The sequence below is a fragment of the Planctomyces sp. SH-PL14 genome (assembly GCF_001610835.1).
In the GTDB taxonomy this organism is placed as follows: Bacteria; Planctomycetota; Planctomycetia; order Planctomycetales; family Planctomycetaceae; genus Planctomyces_A.
This window is the reverse complement of sequence record NZ_CP011270.1, coordinates 5,839,092-5,856,292: the sequence shown is the minus strand read 5'-3', so window position 1 is coordinate 5,856,292 and position 17,201 is coordinate 5,839,092. Positions and strand designations below refer to the sequence as shown.

13 protein-coding genes are annotated in these 17,201 nt (G+C 66.6%); 8 read left to right on the top strand and 5 right to left on the bottom strand.

What is annotated here, in order from left to right:
- The first annotated feature begins 339 nt into the window (after nucleotides 1–339).
- Together VT03_RS22510 and VT03_RS22505 are read left to right on the top strand one after the other, a co-directional pair.
- On the top strand, nucleotides 340–1,236 hold the full coding sequence (locus VT03_RS22510) for a hypothetical protein (RefSeq protein WP_075095083.1): 897 nt from the start codon (nucleotides 340–342) through the stop codon (nucleotides 1,234–1,236).
- Nucleotides 1,237–1,369: 133 nt separating this feature from the next.
- Nucleotides 1,370–1,846 (top strand): SRPBCC family protein, encoded by a 477-nt coding sequence (locus VT03_RS22505; protein ID WP_075095082.1) that lies wholly within the window; start codon nucleotides 1,370–1,372, stop codon nucleotides 1,844–1,846.
- 111 nt (nucleotides 1,847–1,957) lie between these two features.
- Here VT03_RS22505 and VT03_RS22500 read toward each other — a convergent pair whose 3' ends face one another.
- A complete protein-coding gene (locus VT03_RS22500) occupies nucleotides 1,958–3,676 on the bottom strand; it encodes an ABC transporter ATP-binding protein/permease (protein WP_075097237.1) in 1,719 nt (572 codons plus the stop codon).
- Nucleotides 3,677–4,249: 573 nt separating this feature from the next.
- Nucleotides 4,250–5,683 (bottom strand): neutral/alkaline non-lysosomal ceramidase N-terminal domain-containing protein, encoded by a 1,434-nt coding sequence (locus tag VT03_RS22495; RefSeq protein ID WP_075097236.1) that lies wholly within the window; start codon nucleotides 5,681–5,683, stop codon nucleotides 4,250–4,252.
- Nucleotides 5,684–6,260: 577 nt separating this feature from the next.
- Between VT03_RS22495 and VT03_RS22490 the strand changes: the two genes are divergently transcribed.
- The 3 genes from VT03_RS22490 to VT03_RS22480 all read left to right on the top strand — a co-directional run bounded on the left by VT03_RS22490 (nucleotide 6,261) and on the right by VT03_RS22480 (nucleotide 11,281).
- Complete coding sequence (locus VT03_RS22490) at nucleotides 6,261–7,088, top strand: hypothetical protein (RefSeq protein WP_075095081.1); 828 nt, start codon at nucleotides 6,261–6,263, stop codon at nucleotides 7,086–7,088.
- A gap of 483 nt (nucleotides 7,089–7,571) precedes the next feature.
- Nucleotides 7,572–7,985 (top strand): BlaI/MecI/CopY family transcriptional regulator, encoded by a 414-nt coding sequence (locus VT03_RS22485; protein WP_075095080.1) that lies wholly within the window; start codon nucleotides 7,572–7,574, stop codon nucleotides 7,983–7,985.
- Nucleotides 7,982–11,281, top strand: coding sequence for a M56 family metallopeptidase (locus VT03_RS22480; protein ID WP_075095079.1), 3,300 nt, complete (start codon nucleotides 7,982–7,984; stop codon nucleotides 11,279–11,281). Before VT03_RS22485 ends, VT03_RS22480 begins: the two co-directional genes overlap by 4 nt.
- 81 nt (nucleotides 11,282–11,362) lie before the next feature.
- Here the strand turns inward: VT03_RS22480 and VT03_RS22475 are convergent, their stop codons facing one another.
- From VT03_RS22475 to VT03_RS22465, 3 genes are all read right to left on the bottom strand, one after another.
- The gene (locus VT03_RS22475; protein ID WP_197489049.1) at nucleotides 11,363–11,983 is read right to left on the bottom strand and encodes a M23 family metallopeptidase; all 621 of its coding nucleotides are present in this window, start codon (nucleotides 11,981–11,983) and stop codon (nucleotides 11,363–11,365) included.
- A 174-nt stretch (nucleotides 11,984–12,157) separates the two neighbouring features.
- A complete protein-coding gene (locus tag VT03_RS22470) occupies nucleotides 12,158–13,348 on the bottom strand; it encodes an aminotransferase class I/II-fold pyridoxal phosphate-dependent enzyme (protein ID WP_075095077.1) in 1,191 nt (396 codons plus the stop codon).
- A 65-nt stretch (nucleotides 13,349–13,413) separates the two neighbouring features.
- Nucleotides 13,414–13,719: a hypothetical protein gene (locus VT03_RS22465; protein WP_075095076.1), complete on the bottom strand. Its 306-nt coding sequence runs from the start codon at nucleotides 13,717–13,719 to the stop codon at nucleotides 13,414–13,416.
- A gap of 514 nt (nucleotides 13,720–14,233) precedes the next feature.
- On the opposite strand from VT03_RS22465, the gene VT03_RS22455 reads away from it, so the two are divergent.
- The 3 genes from VT03_RS22455 to VT03_RS22445 all read left to right on the top strand — a co-directional run bounded on the left by VT03_RS22455 (nucleotide 14,234) and on the right by VT03_RS22445 (nucleotide 17,023).
- On the top strand, nucleotides 14,234–14,545 hold the full coding sequence (locus VT03_RS22455) for a hypothetical protein (protein ID WP_075095074.1): 312 nt from the start codon (nucleotides 14,234–14,236) through the stop codon (nucleotides 14,543–14,545).
- Between the two features lie 436 nt (nucleotides 14,546–14,981).
- Nucleotides 14,982–15,434, top strand: coding sequence for a MarR family winged helix-turn-helix transcriptional regulator (locus VT03_RS22450; protein ID WP_075095073.1), 453 nt, complete (start codon nucleotides 14,982–14,984; stop codon nucleotides 15,432–15,434).
- 101 nt (nucleotides 15,435–15,535) lie between these two features.
- Nucleotides 15,536–17,023: an efflux RND transporter periplasmic adaptor subunit gene (locus tag VT03_RS22445; protein ID WP_082846437.1), complete on the top strand. Its 1,488-nt coding sequence runs from the start codon at nucleotides 15,536–15,538 to the stop codon at nucleotides 17,021–17,023.
- Nucleotides 17,024–17,201 lie beyond the last annotated feature (178 nt).

Here is a 17,201-nt window from a genome sequence, read left to right as displayed (position 1 = left end):
CATCTAACCGGGCAAGCCACTCGAGGCCGGTTCCACAAAACGGACATCCGTTGCTTACCACGGTTCCTCATGGAAGCGCCTCCGGCGGCAAGGGGGCCAAAGAAACAACACAGACCCCCTTGACCCCAGCGGCCGCAGCACGTTGGGTTTGAGCTATCAGAGTCCTGCCGGCAAGGACGTCCACACGGTCCACGCAGCACCCGACGCCCGAGTTGCCCGGCACGACTCACTCTGCCAAGCTAACGCCATCCCAACTGCTTCCGTGGCCACTTGTCCCGTGCGCTGACCGGCCGACCTCACCCGTCGCCGATTCACCGCACCGAATCCCCAAGGTGGACGATGAGGCGACAATTCACGGTCTGCGTCCCCTTCCTCGCCGCGCTGCTCGCGATCACGCTCGGCCACCCGGCCTCCAGCGACGAAGACTCCGGCGACGTCGCTCAAGTCCGCCGCTGGCACACCTTCTACCGCGAGCGGGCCGCGGAGTTCTCCGTCGCGGAACACCACAACGACACCGTCCCGCTCACCCTCGTCCCTACCCCGCTGCAAACGTGGACCAACCCGATCCGCGGCGACACCCAGCACGGCACGATCCACCTCTGGACCAATGCCGGACGCCCCAGCGTCATCGGCAGCGTCTGGTCCGCCCTCGATCCCAAAGACCGCTCCCAACGGGCCCTCTGCTACGAGTTCCACAGCCTCACCCAGGTCCCCGTCTCCGCCACGCTGGGTGACAAACCGTGGTGGTCCCCCAGAGAAGCGGGAGTCGAATGGCTCCCCCTCGCCGACACCCCCAAACCCGGCCCCTCCCGCACGGCCCGCCTCCGCAACATGCGCGATCTCGCCGCGGAGCTGCAGGCCTCGATCATCGGAGACGACCCCCAGCCCGACACCGACCTCCGCCTCCTCTCACAGCCCCTCTACCGCTACCCCGAGAACACCCCCGGCGCTGTCGACGGCGCGATCTTCGCCTTCGTCATGGCGACCGACCCCGAGCTGTTCGTGCTCATCGAGCTTCGCCGCAACGAAAGCACCGGCGAAGCCTCCTGGACGCTCGCCCCCGCCCGCCTCACCGGCTCAGCCCTCCGCCTCCGCCGCGGCGAACGAACCGTATGGGAAAGCCCGACCTGGGAATACCAGCGGGATCGCCCCTACGACTTCCTCTACGGAGTCGAGAAGCAGCCGGCTGTGCTGACCGACGAGAGCGGCTCCTTCCCGTCCGGCGGCCCGAAGTGAGATAAGGAAACGTCCCGGATGATCGGCACCGGGTCCACACCAGCGGCGTGAAACAACAGAGCTAAGGGCAACGCCCCAGGATCGGCGCCACCACTCAGTCCAAAGCCCAGAAGGGGCGCCACAACAACCCTCCGTGAAACCCGTCTCCTTCTCCTGCACCGACACCCTCCCCCAGCCGCCCGAAGCGATCGCGGACCAGATCCTCGATGTCGACCGCTGGAAGGACTTCCATGGCTACGGGCCGCTCCCGGGCATCCGGTCCGCCGAATTCACCCTCCGCACGCCTCAGGTCGTCGGCTCCCGGATCCGCGTCACTAACACCGATGGCTCCACGCACACTGAAGAGATCGTCGAGTGGAATCCCGCCACGCGCCTCCGGCTCGACATGGTCGACTTCTCCCCACCCCTCTCCCGCCTCGCGACCCGCTTCGAGGAAGCCTGGACCTTCGAACGCGTCGCAGTCGGAACCCGCGTTGTGCGGTCCTTCACACTGCATCCCAGGTCCGCCGCGGCGAGGCCCGTCCTCTGGCTGATTTCGCTGCTCCTGCGACGCGCTATCGCCCGGAACCTGGCTGAGATCCGCACCGGGTACGTTGCAACGACGGAGTGAGTGCCCCTTCGAAAACTTTCCCCGGCACCTACCGTGTCCGTTGCGGCTTGGACCGTTCCTCACAGGAGTGCCTCCGGCGGCCAGGGCTGACCGCCCTGGACCCGGGGCTCTTCAAACCGGATCCCGTTCCGCCGCCAACTCCGGCGTCACCTCCGTCAACTGCCACGTCCCGCCGTCCCCCAACTCCAGATACCGATCATGAAACTCCACCGTCGGCAACTGCACACCAAATGAAACACACGTGATCCCCCGCCGCTGCAGCAGCTTCAACACCCGCCGCTCCGTCACCCCATCCAGCGCCGACGCCAGATTGTCGATCAACGCAAAGTCCGGACGAGCCAGGATCGCCCGCGCCACCGCCACCAGCTGCTCCTGCTTGAGCGTCAACAGATCCGTCCAGTTCCGCGTCGCCCCAGCCTCGTCCCGACGAATCGCCGTATCGAGCCCCAGCTGACGCAGCACGGCCCACATCTCGTCATCGGTCGTCGTCTTGTCGTCGGGTGAAATCAGCATGTCCCGCAGCGTCGCCACTGGCAGGAACGGGTTCTCCGGGATGTACGCCACCCGCCCCTCCGGCGGCCGGACCACGCTCCCGGTCCCGATCACCGGCAACCCCGCCGCCGCCCGGAACAGCGCCTGCTGTGCCGCGTGATTCCCGGAGATCAACAGCCGGTCCCCCTTCTCGATCGTCAGGTCGAGGTCGCGGACCAGCACCTCCCCATCCTCGAGCGATGACCGCAGCGTCACGTCGTGGAACCGGAAGCAGTCCGCCTCGGACTTGCAGCCCACGCACCCCACCTTCCGCTTCTCCATCGCCTGCGAGGCGTTGTTCGCGAACTCCCCAAGCCGTCTCAGCACCGCCGCGTAGGCGGAGATCGACTGGATCTGCGTCACGATCAGGGAGAGCGCCGTCACCATCGTCGAGAACGCCATCGTCGACTGTCCGATGACGCCGAACTCCGCCTCCCGCTCAATGAACAGCGGCGCGGCAATCACGATCGGCACGAGCTGAATCAGGTAGTTGTAACCCGTCGTGAAGAAGCCGACGTTGCGGTTGACCGAGATGATCTTGCGGTAGTTCGCCACCAGCCGCTCGATCCGGTCGAGAAGGCTGTGCCGGCTCCGCCCCTCGTAGCCGGCCAGCGCGATCGCATCCGCGGACCGCTGGACGTGGATCAGCTCGCCGCGGAAGTTCGCCTCCAAGTCGGACTGCTGGTAGTTGAGTTGAACGAGCGGCCGCCCCAGATACGCGGTCAGGGCGGAGCCGACGAGCGCGTAAATGACGGCGACGACGAACAGCATCGGACTGATGGCCCACAGCACCCCGGCAAATGACAGGGCCGCCACGGTGCTGTTCGAGATCATCAGCGCCAGCGAGAGCGTCGTCACCGTCAGGGCTCTGACGTCTTCGGAGATCCGCTGGTCGGGGTTCGTCAGTCCGGTGTCCGCGTGCAGCTGGAGATAGATCTTGCCGTCGATGTAGGTGGAGGTGAGGGACCGCGTCATCCAGTCCCGCCACAGGAGGCCGAGGCGTTCTTCGGCAAACCGCATCGAGACGGAGATCAGCGTCGAGATGCCGAAGACCACGGCGTAGGTCCAGGCGTACCACTGGAAGTGGGGCCAGTTCCGTCCCTGGATCGCGGACATGAATTCGCGGAGGACGAAGCTGTTGAGGACGTTCATCCCGTTCATGAGCAGGATGCAGACGAGCAGTGCGATGAGCCAGGACCGGGCCCGCGGACCGGAGGTCGACTTGAGAAAATCCCAAAGGCATTGCCGCAGCCACGACAGGGATTGGCGGCTGAAGGTACTGTCGCGCGGGCTGCTCACGGGGCGTGGAACCTGGGATGGAAACGTTCTGGTCGCGTTCGGCATCTCCCAGCTGCTTCAAAAGTTGTGCCGCAGACGATGGATGAATGCGATTTGATGGCATCCGTGTTGTTAGCAGCGAAGCGAAGGGAGTTCGGCCCGTAAGAGAAGTGACCGGCGCGACTTGTTCCGCGGACCGCATCCCGGCCGGCGCAGCACCCATTCGCTCAAACCCAACGTGCCATGGCAGCTGGGGTCAAGGGGGCCTCGCCCCCTTGCCGCCGGAGGCGCTTCCATGAGGAACAGTCGAATATAACGGGCGACGGCTTTGTGAAACCGGCGTCGAGAACTCACCGCTCGCTTTGCATCCCCGCGGGTTAGTGAGGGGGCATCCGGCACGGTGTCCGCGTTTGGACACACCCTCTTTCAGACATCTCCCGACGGCCAAGCCTCCGGCGGGCAAAGGGGATTCTCCCCTCTGCACTCCCTGACCAGGGTGCCCCTGGACCCAATGTAGCCATCTTGCTCCCGCAAGATGGGCCCGCAACCGGCGGCCACAAACGACCACCGAGCCTCATTCTCGCGAAGCACTCCTCAAGGCTTCAAAGCCCCCGCCCGCGACTCACGCAACAAACCCACCGCCGCCTCCACCAACATCTCCCCCGAACCACGCTTCACCAACGAATTCGTCACCTCATACCCACCACCCACCGAACCCGCCCGCGTCGGGATGTAAATCGTCTCCACACACTGCGACAGCTCCACCACCATCGTCGTCCGATACGGCGACGCCTGCTTGATCGCCAAACCCAACTCCACAAACACCTCACCCGGCAAAAACACAATCGCCACATCGTCGCCCACACCAAACACAGTCACATCAATCGGCAACGACTCCCCCACCCCCCGCCACGTCCGCGACAACCCCAACGACACCAGCCCCGTCCCATCCACCGTCGGCTCCTTCCGCAACAACTGATCCAGCATCAGCCGCTTATACGCCAGCACGTGCTCCAGAAACGGCACCGTCTGCCCCGCCTGAGCCGCCTTCACCAGCTCCAGACTCTGCAACACCTCCGCCGGCGTCACCGGCTCCAGCGGCAGATCCACCCGCCGCGACGCCACCGTCAACCGCGGCTTCTCAACCTCCTTCAGCCCCGCCAGCCCCCCACAGATCGTCGTCCCCAACGCCGAGCCAATCGCCTCCGCCGTCCGCCGCGCCGCCCCGGTCGGATCCGCATGATTGATGTCCCCGCAGCACCCGGTCCCGAACAGTGACACCGCCTTCTCCCCCAACTCCTTCCGCACCGCCTGCTCAATGGCATAGGGATAGTCCGCATGCCACATGTGCCCGCCAACGGTGTCGAGGTGCAGCGCAAAGTTGCTGACAAGCCCGGTCGGCGCATCGTCCTCAGCGCGGCGGATCTGAAGGAGCCCGATCTCCGGATCGATCGGGTTGGCACACCGGACCGCCTCCGGATGCTTGAGCCCCACCCACGTCTGTTGGCTGCCATCCCGCATGACGAACCGCCGGCTGAACGACACCGGCGTCTCCTGCGTCGCCGACCCGCTCCGCAGTTTCGCGGCGATAGCCCCCTTCTGAGCATCGGCGATCGACTGCGCGATCGCGTCGACGAGCCGCCCCGTATACGCGGCCCGTTCGCGATCGGTGTCGGTCTTGATCTCCTCGGCCGGTCCCAGGTGGCGATACAGCGCACGGTAGTAGTCCGGCGCCGTGTGAGAGTGCGTAGCCGAGACGACGATGTTCTCAAAGGGGATCCCGGTCCTCTCCGCCGCGCGGCGACGGACGGTCGTCGCCAGGTCGATCGAAACGCCGGTCAGGTCGCACACCACCCACGCCCCCTGCACGGGTCCGTCCTGGAAGACGATCGCCTTGGCCCACAGCGGATTGGCGGTCCCCTGGGCGAGTCGTTCGTGGTAGTAGCCGGCCATCGGGAACCCGACAGGCGGCGTGATCTCCACCTGTGCCACGCCGACACGGAGTGCGGGGTCCGCAGCATGAGTCATGGGCACGAACGCCCCACTCACGACAACAACACAGAGGACAGCCGCCAGGCGGACGAGAGAGCCAGTCTTAAACAACATTGTCACGCAGAGCCAAAGGGGAACGAAGTTGGCGAGCTCGCCCCGAAGCCTACATCAACGTTGTTTGATCTGAAATCAGCACCGTGTGTCCACCAGCGATCGAGTGCGCGGTCCCAAAGAGGATGCCCCCGGGAGGGCGAGGCTCCAGCCGAGCCGCGGCGGTGGAGAACGCGCCCGATCGCCCCTGGCTCCCGTCTGAAACGAGCCGTGGTTGCTGAAGACATTGCTCAAAGGAGAAGGAGGCCCGACAGGGAGGGCCGGGGCGACAGGAGACTGCGTTTACGAACCTTTGCGGCTCAGCAGGAGCTTCGCCCTCCCGGTCTGCGGCGCGATGGCTTCGACTCCGAGAGACAGGCCCAGCGGTCAACGCTCGCGGCCCTCCCGTGTCTTGCCCGCAGATGCATTCCCCACCGGGATTGAGGATCATCATCCACGTTCCCGCGTCTCGCGCGGGTCATTCTCATCGGGTCAAGGGCCGGGGCCAACGAAGGAGGCGGACATGCTTCTCGTCAAATCGCGCGAATACAAGCTGATGCTGGACCAGCGCTCATTCCGCGACTGGAAGGAGGGGGCGGAGCGGTTCTGGAGCGAGGTCAAGGAGTTCGTCGTCCCGCTCGGGTTGAACTTCACCGGCTCGCTCGGCGAGCCCAAGGAGCGGACGGTCGAGTTCCTCGATACAGAGGACCATACGATCCGGGCCAACGGGTACGTGCTGCGTCGACGGACGAAGAAGAACGGCAAGGCGGAGTACACGCTCAAGTACCGGACGGAAGACCGTTATGAAGCGGCCGGCGCGGATGTCTCGACGAACGCTGCCGGAGACGAAGTGAAGTTCGAAGAGGACATCGCACCGCCGTTCCGGTCGCGGTATTCGCATTCGAACAAGATCGATCAGGCGGGGGCCGGGCCGGATTCGCTCGGTAAGGCTGCCAAACTGTTCCCGGCGCTCGGGCAGCTCCGTCGCGACGGCATGATCTGTCCATCCTCAACGCGGTTGACCCCGGTCAATGGCATCCGCGCCTTTGAGCGGGTGCTGGAGGAGAAGGGGCTGAACCTGCTCGGTGAGAAGATCGACGTGGCGTTGATCCTGTGGTCGAACGGACCGACCGGCCGCCCGCTCGTGACCGAGTTCTCGTTTCGCTACCCGGCGAAGAAGGATGACGACGGTGATTCGGACGACAACGAGGAATCCTTCACGGCTCCGCTCTCGCGCAATGCCCGCAAGCTGTTCAGCACGCTGCAGAGGATGGACTGGGCGCATCCGCAGGCGATGACGAAGACGGAGTATGTCTACCGCACGACGTCGGAGACTGCTGCCGGCGACTAGGGCCGCTTCGGCGAACGGATATCCAACGCTCAGCGCCTCACCGGGTCCAGGGGTACCCTGGTCAGGGGTGCAGGGGGCAGAATGCCCCTTGCCCGCCGGAGGCCTGGCCGTCGAGAGATGTCTGTAGGAGCGCGTGCCCAAACGCGGACGCCGTGCCGGATGCCCCTACATCAACCGGCGGCGCTCCCAAAGCCAGCGGTCCGGTGTGAGGAAGTTCTCGTCGCAGGAAGTCCCGCAGGGACGGCCGAAAATAGCCCACCCTTTCAAGGGTGGGTCCACGCCTCGCACCCCGACAGGGCAGTCCCGTCAGGGACGAAAGAAGTCTCTCCAACGGCGGCCTACCAAAACGGCCGCCCGTGCCCTGCCATGAATCCTCGTCGAACGGCCGCGCCGGCAAGGACGAATCATACGATCTTGACTCACCTACACCTTGTAGGTAATCGTCACCTACACTCTGTAGGCACCCATCCTCAGGATCGCCGCATGGCCAAGAAAGACGCGCCGCCGCTCACGGACGCCCAGCGTGAAATTATGGAAATCGTCTGGGCCGAACGGGAAGTCACCGTCAGCCAGGTCTGGACCACCCTCTCGCCAAAACGGGACGTCGCCCGCAACACGGTCCAGACCCTCATCGTCCGCCTCGAGGAGAAAGGCTGGCTCACCCACCGCGAAGAGGGCCGCCTCTTCCTCTACTCCGCCGCCCGCCCCCGGACCACGTCGCTGGGAGCCAGCGTCGCCCGGATGATCGACCACCTCTTCGCCGGCTCTCCAGAAAACATGCTCATGGCCATGATGGAATACCGCGGCCTCTCCGACGACGAGAAAGAACGCATCCGGGCCCTCATCGACAACGCCACGCCTAAGCCCACCCCCAAACGCGGAAGGAAGGCGCTATGAGCATCACCTCAGACCCCGGCCGTCTCGAAGCCCTTCTCACATGGGCCGCCAACATCCTCCTGCTCGTCACGGTCCAGACGACGCCCCTCCTCGCCATCGCGGCTCCCTTCCGTCGCCAACCCGCCACGCGGCACGCGGCCCTCCTGCTCGGGCTGATCCTCCTGCTCCTCAGCCCCGCCCTCGCGGCTCTCATCCCCGGCTCGAACCTCGGACTGCTGAAGGTCCCCACGCTAGCGACCGCTCATTCCGAGCCCCTGGTATCGCAGTCCGCTACCACCGCCAGCCCTCCCGCGGAACCCGCAGCCGCCATTGCCCCGACCGCCTCCTTCGGCGCCGCCACCAGCCCCCCTCTGCCACGCGTCGCCGCGCCGCAACCTGGCATCACAGTCGACGCCCCCCTCACTCCAACAACGAGCGACGGCACTTCGCCCCAACCGATGCAGAGCCTACCCGCTTCTTTCAGAGCGGCCGGAAGCAACACGTCCCTCCTTCGCCCACTCCTGCTCGGCCTCCTTGCCGTGTGGGGCGCCGGAACGGCACTCCTGCTCTCCCGGCTCCTGTGGACCTGCACCCGCCTCGCCGCCCTGCTCCGCGAAGCCACGAGCAACGAAGACACCGCGCTCGCCACAACGTTCGCCGCCCTCCAGGGCCCGCGGCACGCCGAACTCGTGATCTCGAACCGAGTCGCCGGCCCCGTCGCCGCCGGCTGGCCCACGCCGCGGATCGTCTGGCCGGCCCGCCTCGTCGGCCGCCTCACTCCCGACGAGATCCGGAACATTCTCGTTCACGAACTTGCCCACATCCGCCGTAGAGACCAGGCCATCGTCCTGCTCCAGAACGTCGCGGCCGCTCTCCTGTGGATCCACCCCCTGACGCACGTGCTGAACCGCGCCCTGTCCCGAGCTCGCGAAGAGCTCTGCGACAACGCGGTCCTCACCACCACCGATACCGTCTCCTACAGCCGGACGCTCCTGAACCTCGCCCAGTCGATCTCAACCGCCCGTCCGCAACCGGCCACGGTCGGCTTCCTCGACGCCCCCTGGCGGCTCGAACACCGGATCGCCGGACTCCTCCACCACCGCCGCGACCGAGCCGCGCGCCTCAGCCGCCGGGGACGGATCCTCGTCGCCGCGGCCGCACTGGCCGCGGCCGGAATCTCCCCCTTCGCCACGCTCAACCGCGCCGCCGCCGAACCGTCTCCCGACACCCCGACCGCCCCCCGTCCCATCCCATCACCGAAGGCCAGCGGAGGCGCTCCCATGACAACACCCTCTCCCAATCAGCCCTCATCCCCCGCCGCGCCGAAGGAGCCGATCCCCGCACCGACGACACCCCCGGTCGGCCAGGCCCCCGATCCGGGACTCCCGCACGCCACCTGGGAAGGACGCGTCGTCGACGCCAACGGCCGCCCGGCCGTCGCCAGCGTGGCGATCCTCGGTATCCTAGGGGGCAACCGCGGCTCCACCCGCCGCCTCTTCGCCGAAACGACGGCCGACGCCGAAGGCCGGTTCCACCTCGACATCCCGACCGCCTCCCCGCGCACGCACCGGGAACTCCAACTGGTCGCGTGGGCTTCCGGTTTCGCCATTACATGGCAAGCCATCGACCCACAGACGTCCAAGATGGATTGCCACCTCACTCTTGGCCCCGCGGAGCCACTGACGATCCAGTTCGTGAATGGCCAGGGCAACCCCACGCCCAATATTCCCGTGACACTCACGGGAATCACACGCACGCGAAAAGATGAGTTCCCGACCCGGCTCGACGGACTGAAGTCGCTGGAGACCGAGCCCCTGCTGCGGAACATCCCGCTTCAGTGGACCACCGACGCCGAGGGCCGCATCACGATCCCCATCATCCCGCCGGACCACGGCGTCTTTCTCCGGGCGGGCGGAACGGATGGATTCTTCCGGCACCACCTCTCCGTCAACACTGGCCTTGAGGAGGAGCGGGGGCCGCACGACTCCACCTACCGCGGCACGGTCCGGAACGTCGCTCGCGGAGAGACGGCCAGGATCCCCCTCATGCCGGCCAAGACGATCGCGGGCGTGATCCTGCTCGGCGAGACCCAGAAGCCGGCGGCCGCGGTGCGGCTCACGGTGATGTCCAGCGAACAACGCTTCGGGTCATCAATCGGGTACGAAGCCCGGACCGATGCCGAAGGCCGCTTCCGCGTCACGCCCTATGCCGGCATTCAGTTCTCGATTCACGCCGAAGCCCCTGAGGGGACCGGCTACTTTTCCCGCTGGTTGCACGAACTCGACGGCGGGCCGGGGCAGAAGGGACAGGCTCTCGAGATCCGTTTGAGGCCGGGGCGTCTCTTCCGCGGCATCGTCACCGACGCCACGACCGGAAAACCGATCGCGGAGGCTACGGTCCAGTATCAGCTCCAGCGAGGAATGCAGCGTCCGCCGGAGGATGAACCGTCGGGCTGGTCGACGATGGTGCCCACCGATGCGCAGGGTCGATTCCAGATCGTCGTCGGAATGGGACCGGGAACGCTCCTCGTCCATGCCCCCGTCGGATCCAGCTACGTCCTGCACGAAAAGGGCTCCCGCGAGTTGGTGCATGGCACCGCCGGAGGGACACGGACGTACGCCCACGCGTTCCTTCCCATCGCTCCGGCCACGTCGCTCAAGCCGCCGGAAGAGCTCACGCCGCCTGAGCCCCTCGCGGTCCAACTGGAACCGGCCGGCAGCGGCGAAGTCCGGTTGATCGATCCTGAAGGAAGGCCGATCAAGCAATCGATCCAAACCTCGCGTCTCGATATCCATCCGCTGCATAGTGTCTGGCGCTGCTACGGCCAAAAGCCCGCCCCCGGCCCGGTGGAGATCCACGGGCTCGTCGCGGGCCAGTCGGTTCCGGTCTGGTTCCTGGACCCCGAGCGCGGCCTCGGAACAGTGGCGACGGTTTCGCTCGACAATCCCCGGCCGACGGTCCAGCTCCAGCCATGCGCTTCGGCCCGGGTCCGCTATCTCAATCCCGACGGCACCCCCGTCAAGAAGGGAGCCAACCTGGGGATCCATCTGGTCGTCACGCCGGGGGCAACGCGGTTCACGCGTGGTCCAGACCTCGAGGCGGACGAAGACTTCAGCGACAACTTCGACCAAGAGACGCCACGGTCGAGCCAGACCGATGCGGAGGGCCGAGTGCTCTATTCTCACCTGGTCCCCGGCGGAACCTATCGAATCAACTCGTTCACCAAAGACGAGCATCCGAAGGTCGAACGGGAGTTCGTGGCGGAAGCGGGAAAAGTCCACGACCTGGGCGACATTCAGTTCGACACAGTCCCCTGATCAGCTCCCCCTGCGCATCCGCTCGAGTCACCGGGTCCAGGGGCAACCCGGGCCGCCGGAGGCACGTCTTATCCTCCACCGTCAGCCCACCACGAGGCCGCAGAGACGGCACCAGCACCACTCCAGCCAGGACTCGTCGCCGGGATGGGCGTAGACCTCGCCCTCGACCAAAGTCTCTCGAGCCGCGTCCCGCGTGGAAAAGACCGTCGGCAATTGAACGCCGTCCGGGCCGAGCACGTGAAAATGCAGGTGCGGCCTGTCCGACCATCCCGTATTGCCCGACAGCGCGATCGGTTGGCCTCGATGAACGACGTCCCCCTCGGCGACCCGGCTCCCCTGACACACGAGGTGCGCATAGACGGCGACCGTCCCATCCGCATGGGCGATCTCGACAAAGTTGCATTGGGACTTCAGCGACGTGTACCACCCTCCCCGATCGTAGTGATCGATGACCTCGATAACCTTCCCGTCGCGCGCCGCGCAGATCACCGTTCGTTCCGGCATCGCAAAGTCGATGGAGTACCGGCTCTCCACTGTATGGGACTTCGCGCCGTGATATCCCTGGCTGACCTCGTACCGTTCGCCAAAGCGGTACGGGAGGGCATAACGATAGGAATCGTCATGACGTCGCATGGCGAGCGATAAGCATCGCGTCACTGCTGGCGCGGAACGGGTCGCGGCGTCGCCTTGTGGAGAGTTCATGGCCGGCCTCGGATCGCCCTGAAGACGCGGAGCTCGACATCCGGTGGGCATTCTATCCCGCGGCGGCGGCGGACGAGGAGTTCGTGGCCTGGATGTCCTCGCGAGTCCTCCGGCTTGGACCGTTTCTCATAGGGAGCACTTCCGGCGGGCAGGGTGTTCAACGATCGCGCGATGTTACGCCCTGGCCACCACCTTCGGCCGCAACCGGGGCGACGGCACCGGCACACCCCCGTAGCAGGGGAGCAGAACCGTCCGCTGCAGCAGATCCTTCGCCGACGGGCACTTCAGTTCCGACCGCCCCGGCGGTGCGGGAATCACCTCCAGCCGCCCGCGCTGCGCCGCGTCGATGCCGCGTCTCGCGAACTCCGCCGTCCGCTCCTCGGGACGATCGTCCACCAGCGGAAACAGCCAGAAGCTGTGCGGCGTCGTGAGAAGCTCCGGGTGCGTCTCCGCCAGTCCCAGCCAGTCGATGTACCGCCGCGCGGTCTCGATGCGGGCCTCGATCCGCCGGGGATCGTACGTCTCCAACCGCCGCGCCATCAGCCGCAGCAGCCCCGCGCACGGTCTCCGCCGCAACGGCTCCAGGCGGACCGGCCCCGGAAAACCGCGGGCCAGCGGGCCCAGAACGTCATCGATGCGCCGGCCCGTCCGCCGCGCCCATGCGGCCAGGAGACCATACACGGGCCGCGCCGACAGCCCCTTCAGCGCCCCGCATTTCAGCAATTTCAGTAGGAACGCCCGCCGAGGCTGCAGAGGCTGCCGTGATTGGATCGATCGCATCCGCGCCAGCAGTTCCGCGTCGCGAACGCGACAGAGCGCCCCGCCCGCGGCGGTCGCGGTCTTGATCGTTCCGAAGCTGAACAGGCTCGCATCCGCCTCCGGAGTCCCCCGCCAAGCGGTCCCGCACCACGCCTGGGCACAATCTTCCACGACAAACAGTCCATGCTCGCGAGCCACGGCGCACACCTCCCCCATCTGCGGCCGTGCCCCAAAGAGATGCGCCACGACGAGCACCCGCGACCGCGGTCTCACCGCCCGCCGCAGCGCCGCCAGGTCCACTCGAAAGTCGCTTCCCACAACATCCACGGGCACCGGGACGAGCCCGTGCGCGGCCGCAATCGCCGGCATGGCGGGGATCGTGACCGCGCTCATCAGGACTTCATCCCCGGGGCTCAGGGGGAGCGCCTGCAGCAGCAGGTCGAACCCGCTCCGGACCGACAGCGCCGCCAGCGCATCCCCCTGTCCCGCGGACCAACCTCTCTCCAGTTCCTCCCGAGCCGCAACCGGATCGCCCCCCAACAGTCCACGAACGACCCCGCCGATCAGGTCCCCCCACGCGATATCCACCCGCACGCGACTCCACATCGCTCCTCTCCTTTCAACGTCGGCCCGTCCTCAACTCCCCCGACGACTCCCTCCGCCCCCCGCTCTCACGACGCCGGGACATCCTCCTCGGATTGGCCGGGGCCGGGATGGTCGGCGTCGCCGGCTGCCGAACGGGCAACCATCTTCTCCGCGAGAGCTCCCCCCAGGACACACCCCAGCGGCGTCGCCAGATGCAGCACGATCACCCAGGCTCCGGCACTGGGGTCCCGCGGATTCGCCGCCACGGAAACCATCCCCGCCGCGCCTGCCAGTAGAACCCAGACCACACCCCCCAGAAACGCCCCCAGCAGGACCGTGGAGAGCCGCAGCAGGAACCGTCCGAATGTCGATCTGCGATTGCCTTTCCGCACAGCGCGCCTCCGGCCTGAGACGATCGCTGCCCGCAAACAGCGAGTCCCGCGACATCCCTTGCCCTTCAGTGGCGTCGCCGTCGCCTGAATGTCACGGACGATTTCTGAAAAATTCCGGAATCCGGGTGGTCGACGTGTCCATCGCTCCGAGAGGCGGATCGATCGCGTGCTGGCAAACTCGTACACAGATGAACACGATCAACTCACGGTCCGGTTCGATCCGCGTGGCGGTCTGAGGGACGGCGAGATCGACTGATCGGGAAGCGTCGGCGCGATGGCTCCTCGTGGTCGGTGTCTCATTTATGCGGAGAGCGATCGAAGGATTCTGCGGTGCCGATTCGTCCTCGGGTTCCTGCCGACGAGCGATCTGACTCCGCATTCTGATGATCGCCGATCCGCCCAGTCTTCGGAGCCGCGCATTCCATCAGCCGCTGACGATTTCTCCATCTGCTGCCGTCCTTGCCCGACACCGGGGGCAACGATAGGGTTGATGTGGGCTGGAGGAGTTTGACACATGGACGGAATCGTCCTGCTGCGCGACGAATTCGAGTATCTGCGGCGGATTGCGCATGGCCCGGCGGAGGTGCCGCATCCGCAGACGATCAGCGAGGAGCTGATTCTGGAGCATCTGGCTGAGTTTGGTCTGGTGGAGCAGAACGGGGAGGGGTTTCGTCCGACGGCGCTCGGGCTGACGGCGGCCCGTCAGCCGTTGGAGTCACCGCGTCGGCCGGTGGTTCGGATTCCGATTCCGGTGGTGGTTCCGCGGGGTCCGCATTTTGTGGTGGAGCGGGGGGGCGGAAGGCTTAAGGCGGAGGGCGGAAGGTAGAGGGCTGGTGCTGTTGGCTTCCCAGCGCGATGGCCTGACCGGGTCCAGGGGCTACCCTGGTGGGGGGTGCAGGGGGGCGAAGCCCTCATGCCCGCCGGAGGCCTGGCCGTCGAGAGATGTCTGAAGGAGATCGTGTCCAAACGCGGACGACGTGCCGTATGCCCCCTCACCAACCCGCGGGGAGTACAAAGCGAGCGGTATAGGTTGTGGGAGTCCTCAACGCTGGTACCACAAAGGGGACATCCGTTGTGTCCCACGGTTCCTCATGGAAGTGCCTCCGGCGGCAAGGGGTTGCCCCCTTGACCCCGGCTGCCGTAGCACGTTGGGTTTGAGCGAGCATAGCCGTGCCGGCAAGAACGCGGGCCGAGTGAACGGACAACCTCCCTCTTGACAGGCGGCGAGTTGCATATACAATTCACTCCACCAGGACACCAACATGGCCGCCACCACCGAACACAAAATCGAATCCGCCATGGCCGCCGAATGCCTCTCCGGGCGCATTCGCAAACTCGGCCGCGTCGTCAACTCCATCTTCGACCGCCAGTTCCGACCCCACGGCGTCCGCTCCAGCCAGATCAGCATCCTCATCGTCGTCGGCCTCCACGGACCCACGACCGCCACCGAAGTCTGCGGCCGCCTCTGCCTCGAAAAGTCGACCCTCAGCCGCGACCTCGAACGACTCATCGAAAACGGCTGGATCCGCGCCACCGAAGCAGGCGGCCGCCGCCGCAACCTCGAACTGACCACCGAAGGCCGGGCCCTCATCCGCCGCGTCCAGCCCGCCTGGAAGATCGCCCAGGCCGAAGTCCAGAAGCTCCTCGGCCCCGCTCTCAGCACCGAACTCTGCCGCGTCGTCGACGCCACTCTCTCCCTCGACGACACCGACTGACGTCCCCAGTTTCCAAGCCCGATCCCGACCACCTGACACACCACGAGTTGTATATACACCACATCGGCCGCCAGCCGGCCCCCTGTTCAGGAGACCCGACCATGATCCCCCGCAGACTCCTCCCGCGACCGAACCCCGTCGCCCTGCGTCGCTGGCCCGTCCTGCTCCTCGTCGCCCTCGCCGGCTGCGCCCGCCCGGCCGCTCCCCCCGCTCCGGCCCCGGCCAAAGTCGTCGCCACCCACCCCCTGAAGATGCCCATCGTCGAATGGGACGAGTACGTCGGCCGCATCGAGCCGATCGAGCAGGTCGACGTGCGGGCCCGCGTCAGCGGACACCTCGAGTCGACCCACTTCGAAGAAGGCCAGCTCGTCCAGGCGGGCGACCTCCTCTGCATCCTCGACCAGCGTCCCTTCCGGATCGCCGCCGAACAGGCCGAAGCGGATCTCTCCGGCACCTCCGCCCGCGTCCAGGAAGCCAAAGCCCAACTCGTCCAGTCCGAAGCGGAAGTCCGCTCCGCGGAGTCACTGCTCGTCCTCGCCGGCCAGCAGCTCGAACGGACGAAGCGGCTCCTCTCCAACAACGCCCAGACCCAGGAGGGCCTCGACATCCGCGAGTCGACCTTCAAACAGGCGACCGCCGACGTCGACGTCCGCCGCGCCCGGGTCCTCCTCGCCAAAGCGGCCGTCGTCACCGCCGAAGCGGACCACCGCGCCGCCGAGTCCCGCCTCGCCGCCGCCCGCCTCAACCTCGAATACACGGAAGTCCGGGCCCCGGTCACCGGCCGCGTCGGCCGCCGGATCGTGACCGATGGCAATCTCATCAGCGGCGGCTCGGAGCAGTCGACTCTCCTGACCACAATCGTCTCCCTCGACCCGATCTACTGCGACTTCGACGCCGACGAGCAGTCCTATCTCAAGTACGAGCGTCTCTCGCGGGCCGGCGAACTCTCGGATCTGCGGGCCACCAAGCTCCCGGTCTTCGTCCGCCTCGCCGACGAGCGGACCGGATTCCCGCACCACGGCCACCTCGACTTCCTCGACAACCGCCTCGACCGCAAGACCGCCACCATGCGGACCCGGGCCATCCTTCCGAACCCGGACCTCGCGCTCACGCCGGGCCTCTTCGCCAAGGTCCGCATCCCCGGCAGCGGCCGCCGCGAAGCGACCCTCATCCCGGACTCCGCCATCGCCACCGACCAGTCGGAGAAGTTCGTCCTCGTCGTCGACGCCAGCGGAAAGATCCGCCGCCAGCGGGTCGAACTCGGCCGCACTGCCCGCGGCCTTCGAATCGTCCGCGAAGGACTCACCGGCGACGAGCCGGTCGTGATCCGCGGCATGCAGCGCGCCACCCCGGGAGCCCAGGTCGAAGCGACGATCGAAGAGACCCTCGCCGCCGACGACGGCCTCCCGGACGACGCCACGCCGCTCCCTCGCGAGAAGTGGCTCCAGTCCTACGTCCGCCGCGGCGAAGACCCAGCGCGGAACATCGACTGGCGAAGCGCTCGGCCGGTCCCGACGGCGGTCGACCTGCAACAGATGAGCGACATCGCCGAAGGCCTGCACAGGACCGAGACAGACCGTCTGCCGTGAACGCCAATCAGCGGAACGTCTTCAGAACCAGCCTGGCCAGTCCACCGGGTCCAGGGGTCACCCTGGTGGGGGGATGCAAGGGGGGCAACGCCCCTCTTGCCCGCCGGAGGCCTGGCCTGGATCGATCTCTCTGAAGGAGCGCGTGTCCAAGCGCGGACAACGTGCCGGATGCCCCCCT

Excerpts from the sequence above, each read along its gene's own strand:
- VT03_RS22510 (WP_075095083.1), top strand. The coding sequence starts at position 340 with ATGAGGCGACAATTCACGGTCTGCGTCCCCTTCCTCGCCGCGCTGCTC.
- VT03_RS22495 (WP_075097236.1), bottom strand. The coding sequence starts at position 5,683 with ATGACTCATGCTGCGGACCCCGCACTCCGTGTCGGCGTGGCACAGGTG.
- VT03_RS22490 (WP_075095081.1), top strand. The coding sequence starts at position 6,261 with ATGCTTCTCGTCAAATCGCGCGAATACAAGCTGATGCTGGACCAGCGC.
- VT03_RS22485 (WP_075095080.1), top strand. The coding sequence starts at position 7,572 with ATGGCCAAGAAAGACGCGCCGCCGCTCACGGACGCCCAGCGTGAAATT.
- VT03_RS22480 (WP_075095079.1), top strand. The coding sequence starts at position 7,982 with ATGAGCATCACCTCAGACCCCGGCCGTCTCGAAGCCCTTCTCACATGG.
- VT03_RS22475 (WP_197489049.1), bottom strand. The coding sequence starts at position 11,983 with ATGAACTCTCCACAAGGCGACGCCGCGACCCGTTCCGCGCCAGCAGTG.
- VT03_RS22470 (WP_075095077.1), bottom strand. The coding sequence starts at position 13,348 with ATGTGGAGTCGCGTGCGGGTGGATATCGCGTGGGGGGACCTGATCGGC.
- VT03_RS22455 (WP_075095074.1), top strand. The coding sequence starts at position 14,234 with ATGGACGGAATCGTCCTGCTGCGCGACGAATTCGAGTATCTGCGGCGG.
- VT03_RS22450 (WP_075095073.1), top strand. The coding sequence starts at position 14,982 with ATGGCCGCCACCACCGAACACAAAATCGAATCCGCCATGGCCGCCGAA.
- VT03_RS22445 (WP_082846437.1), top strand. The coding sequence starts at position 15,536 with ATGATCCCCCGCAGACTCCTCCCGCGACCGAACCCCGTCGCCCTGCGT.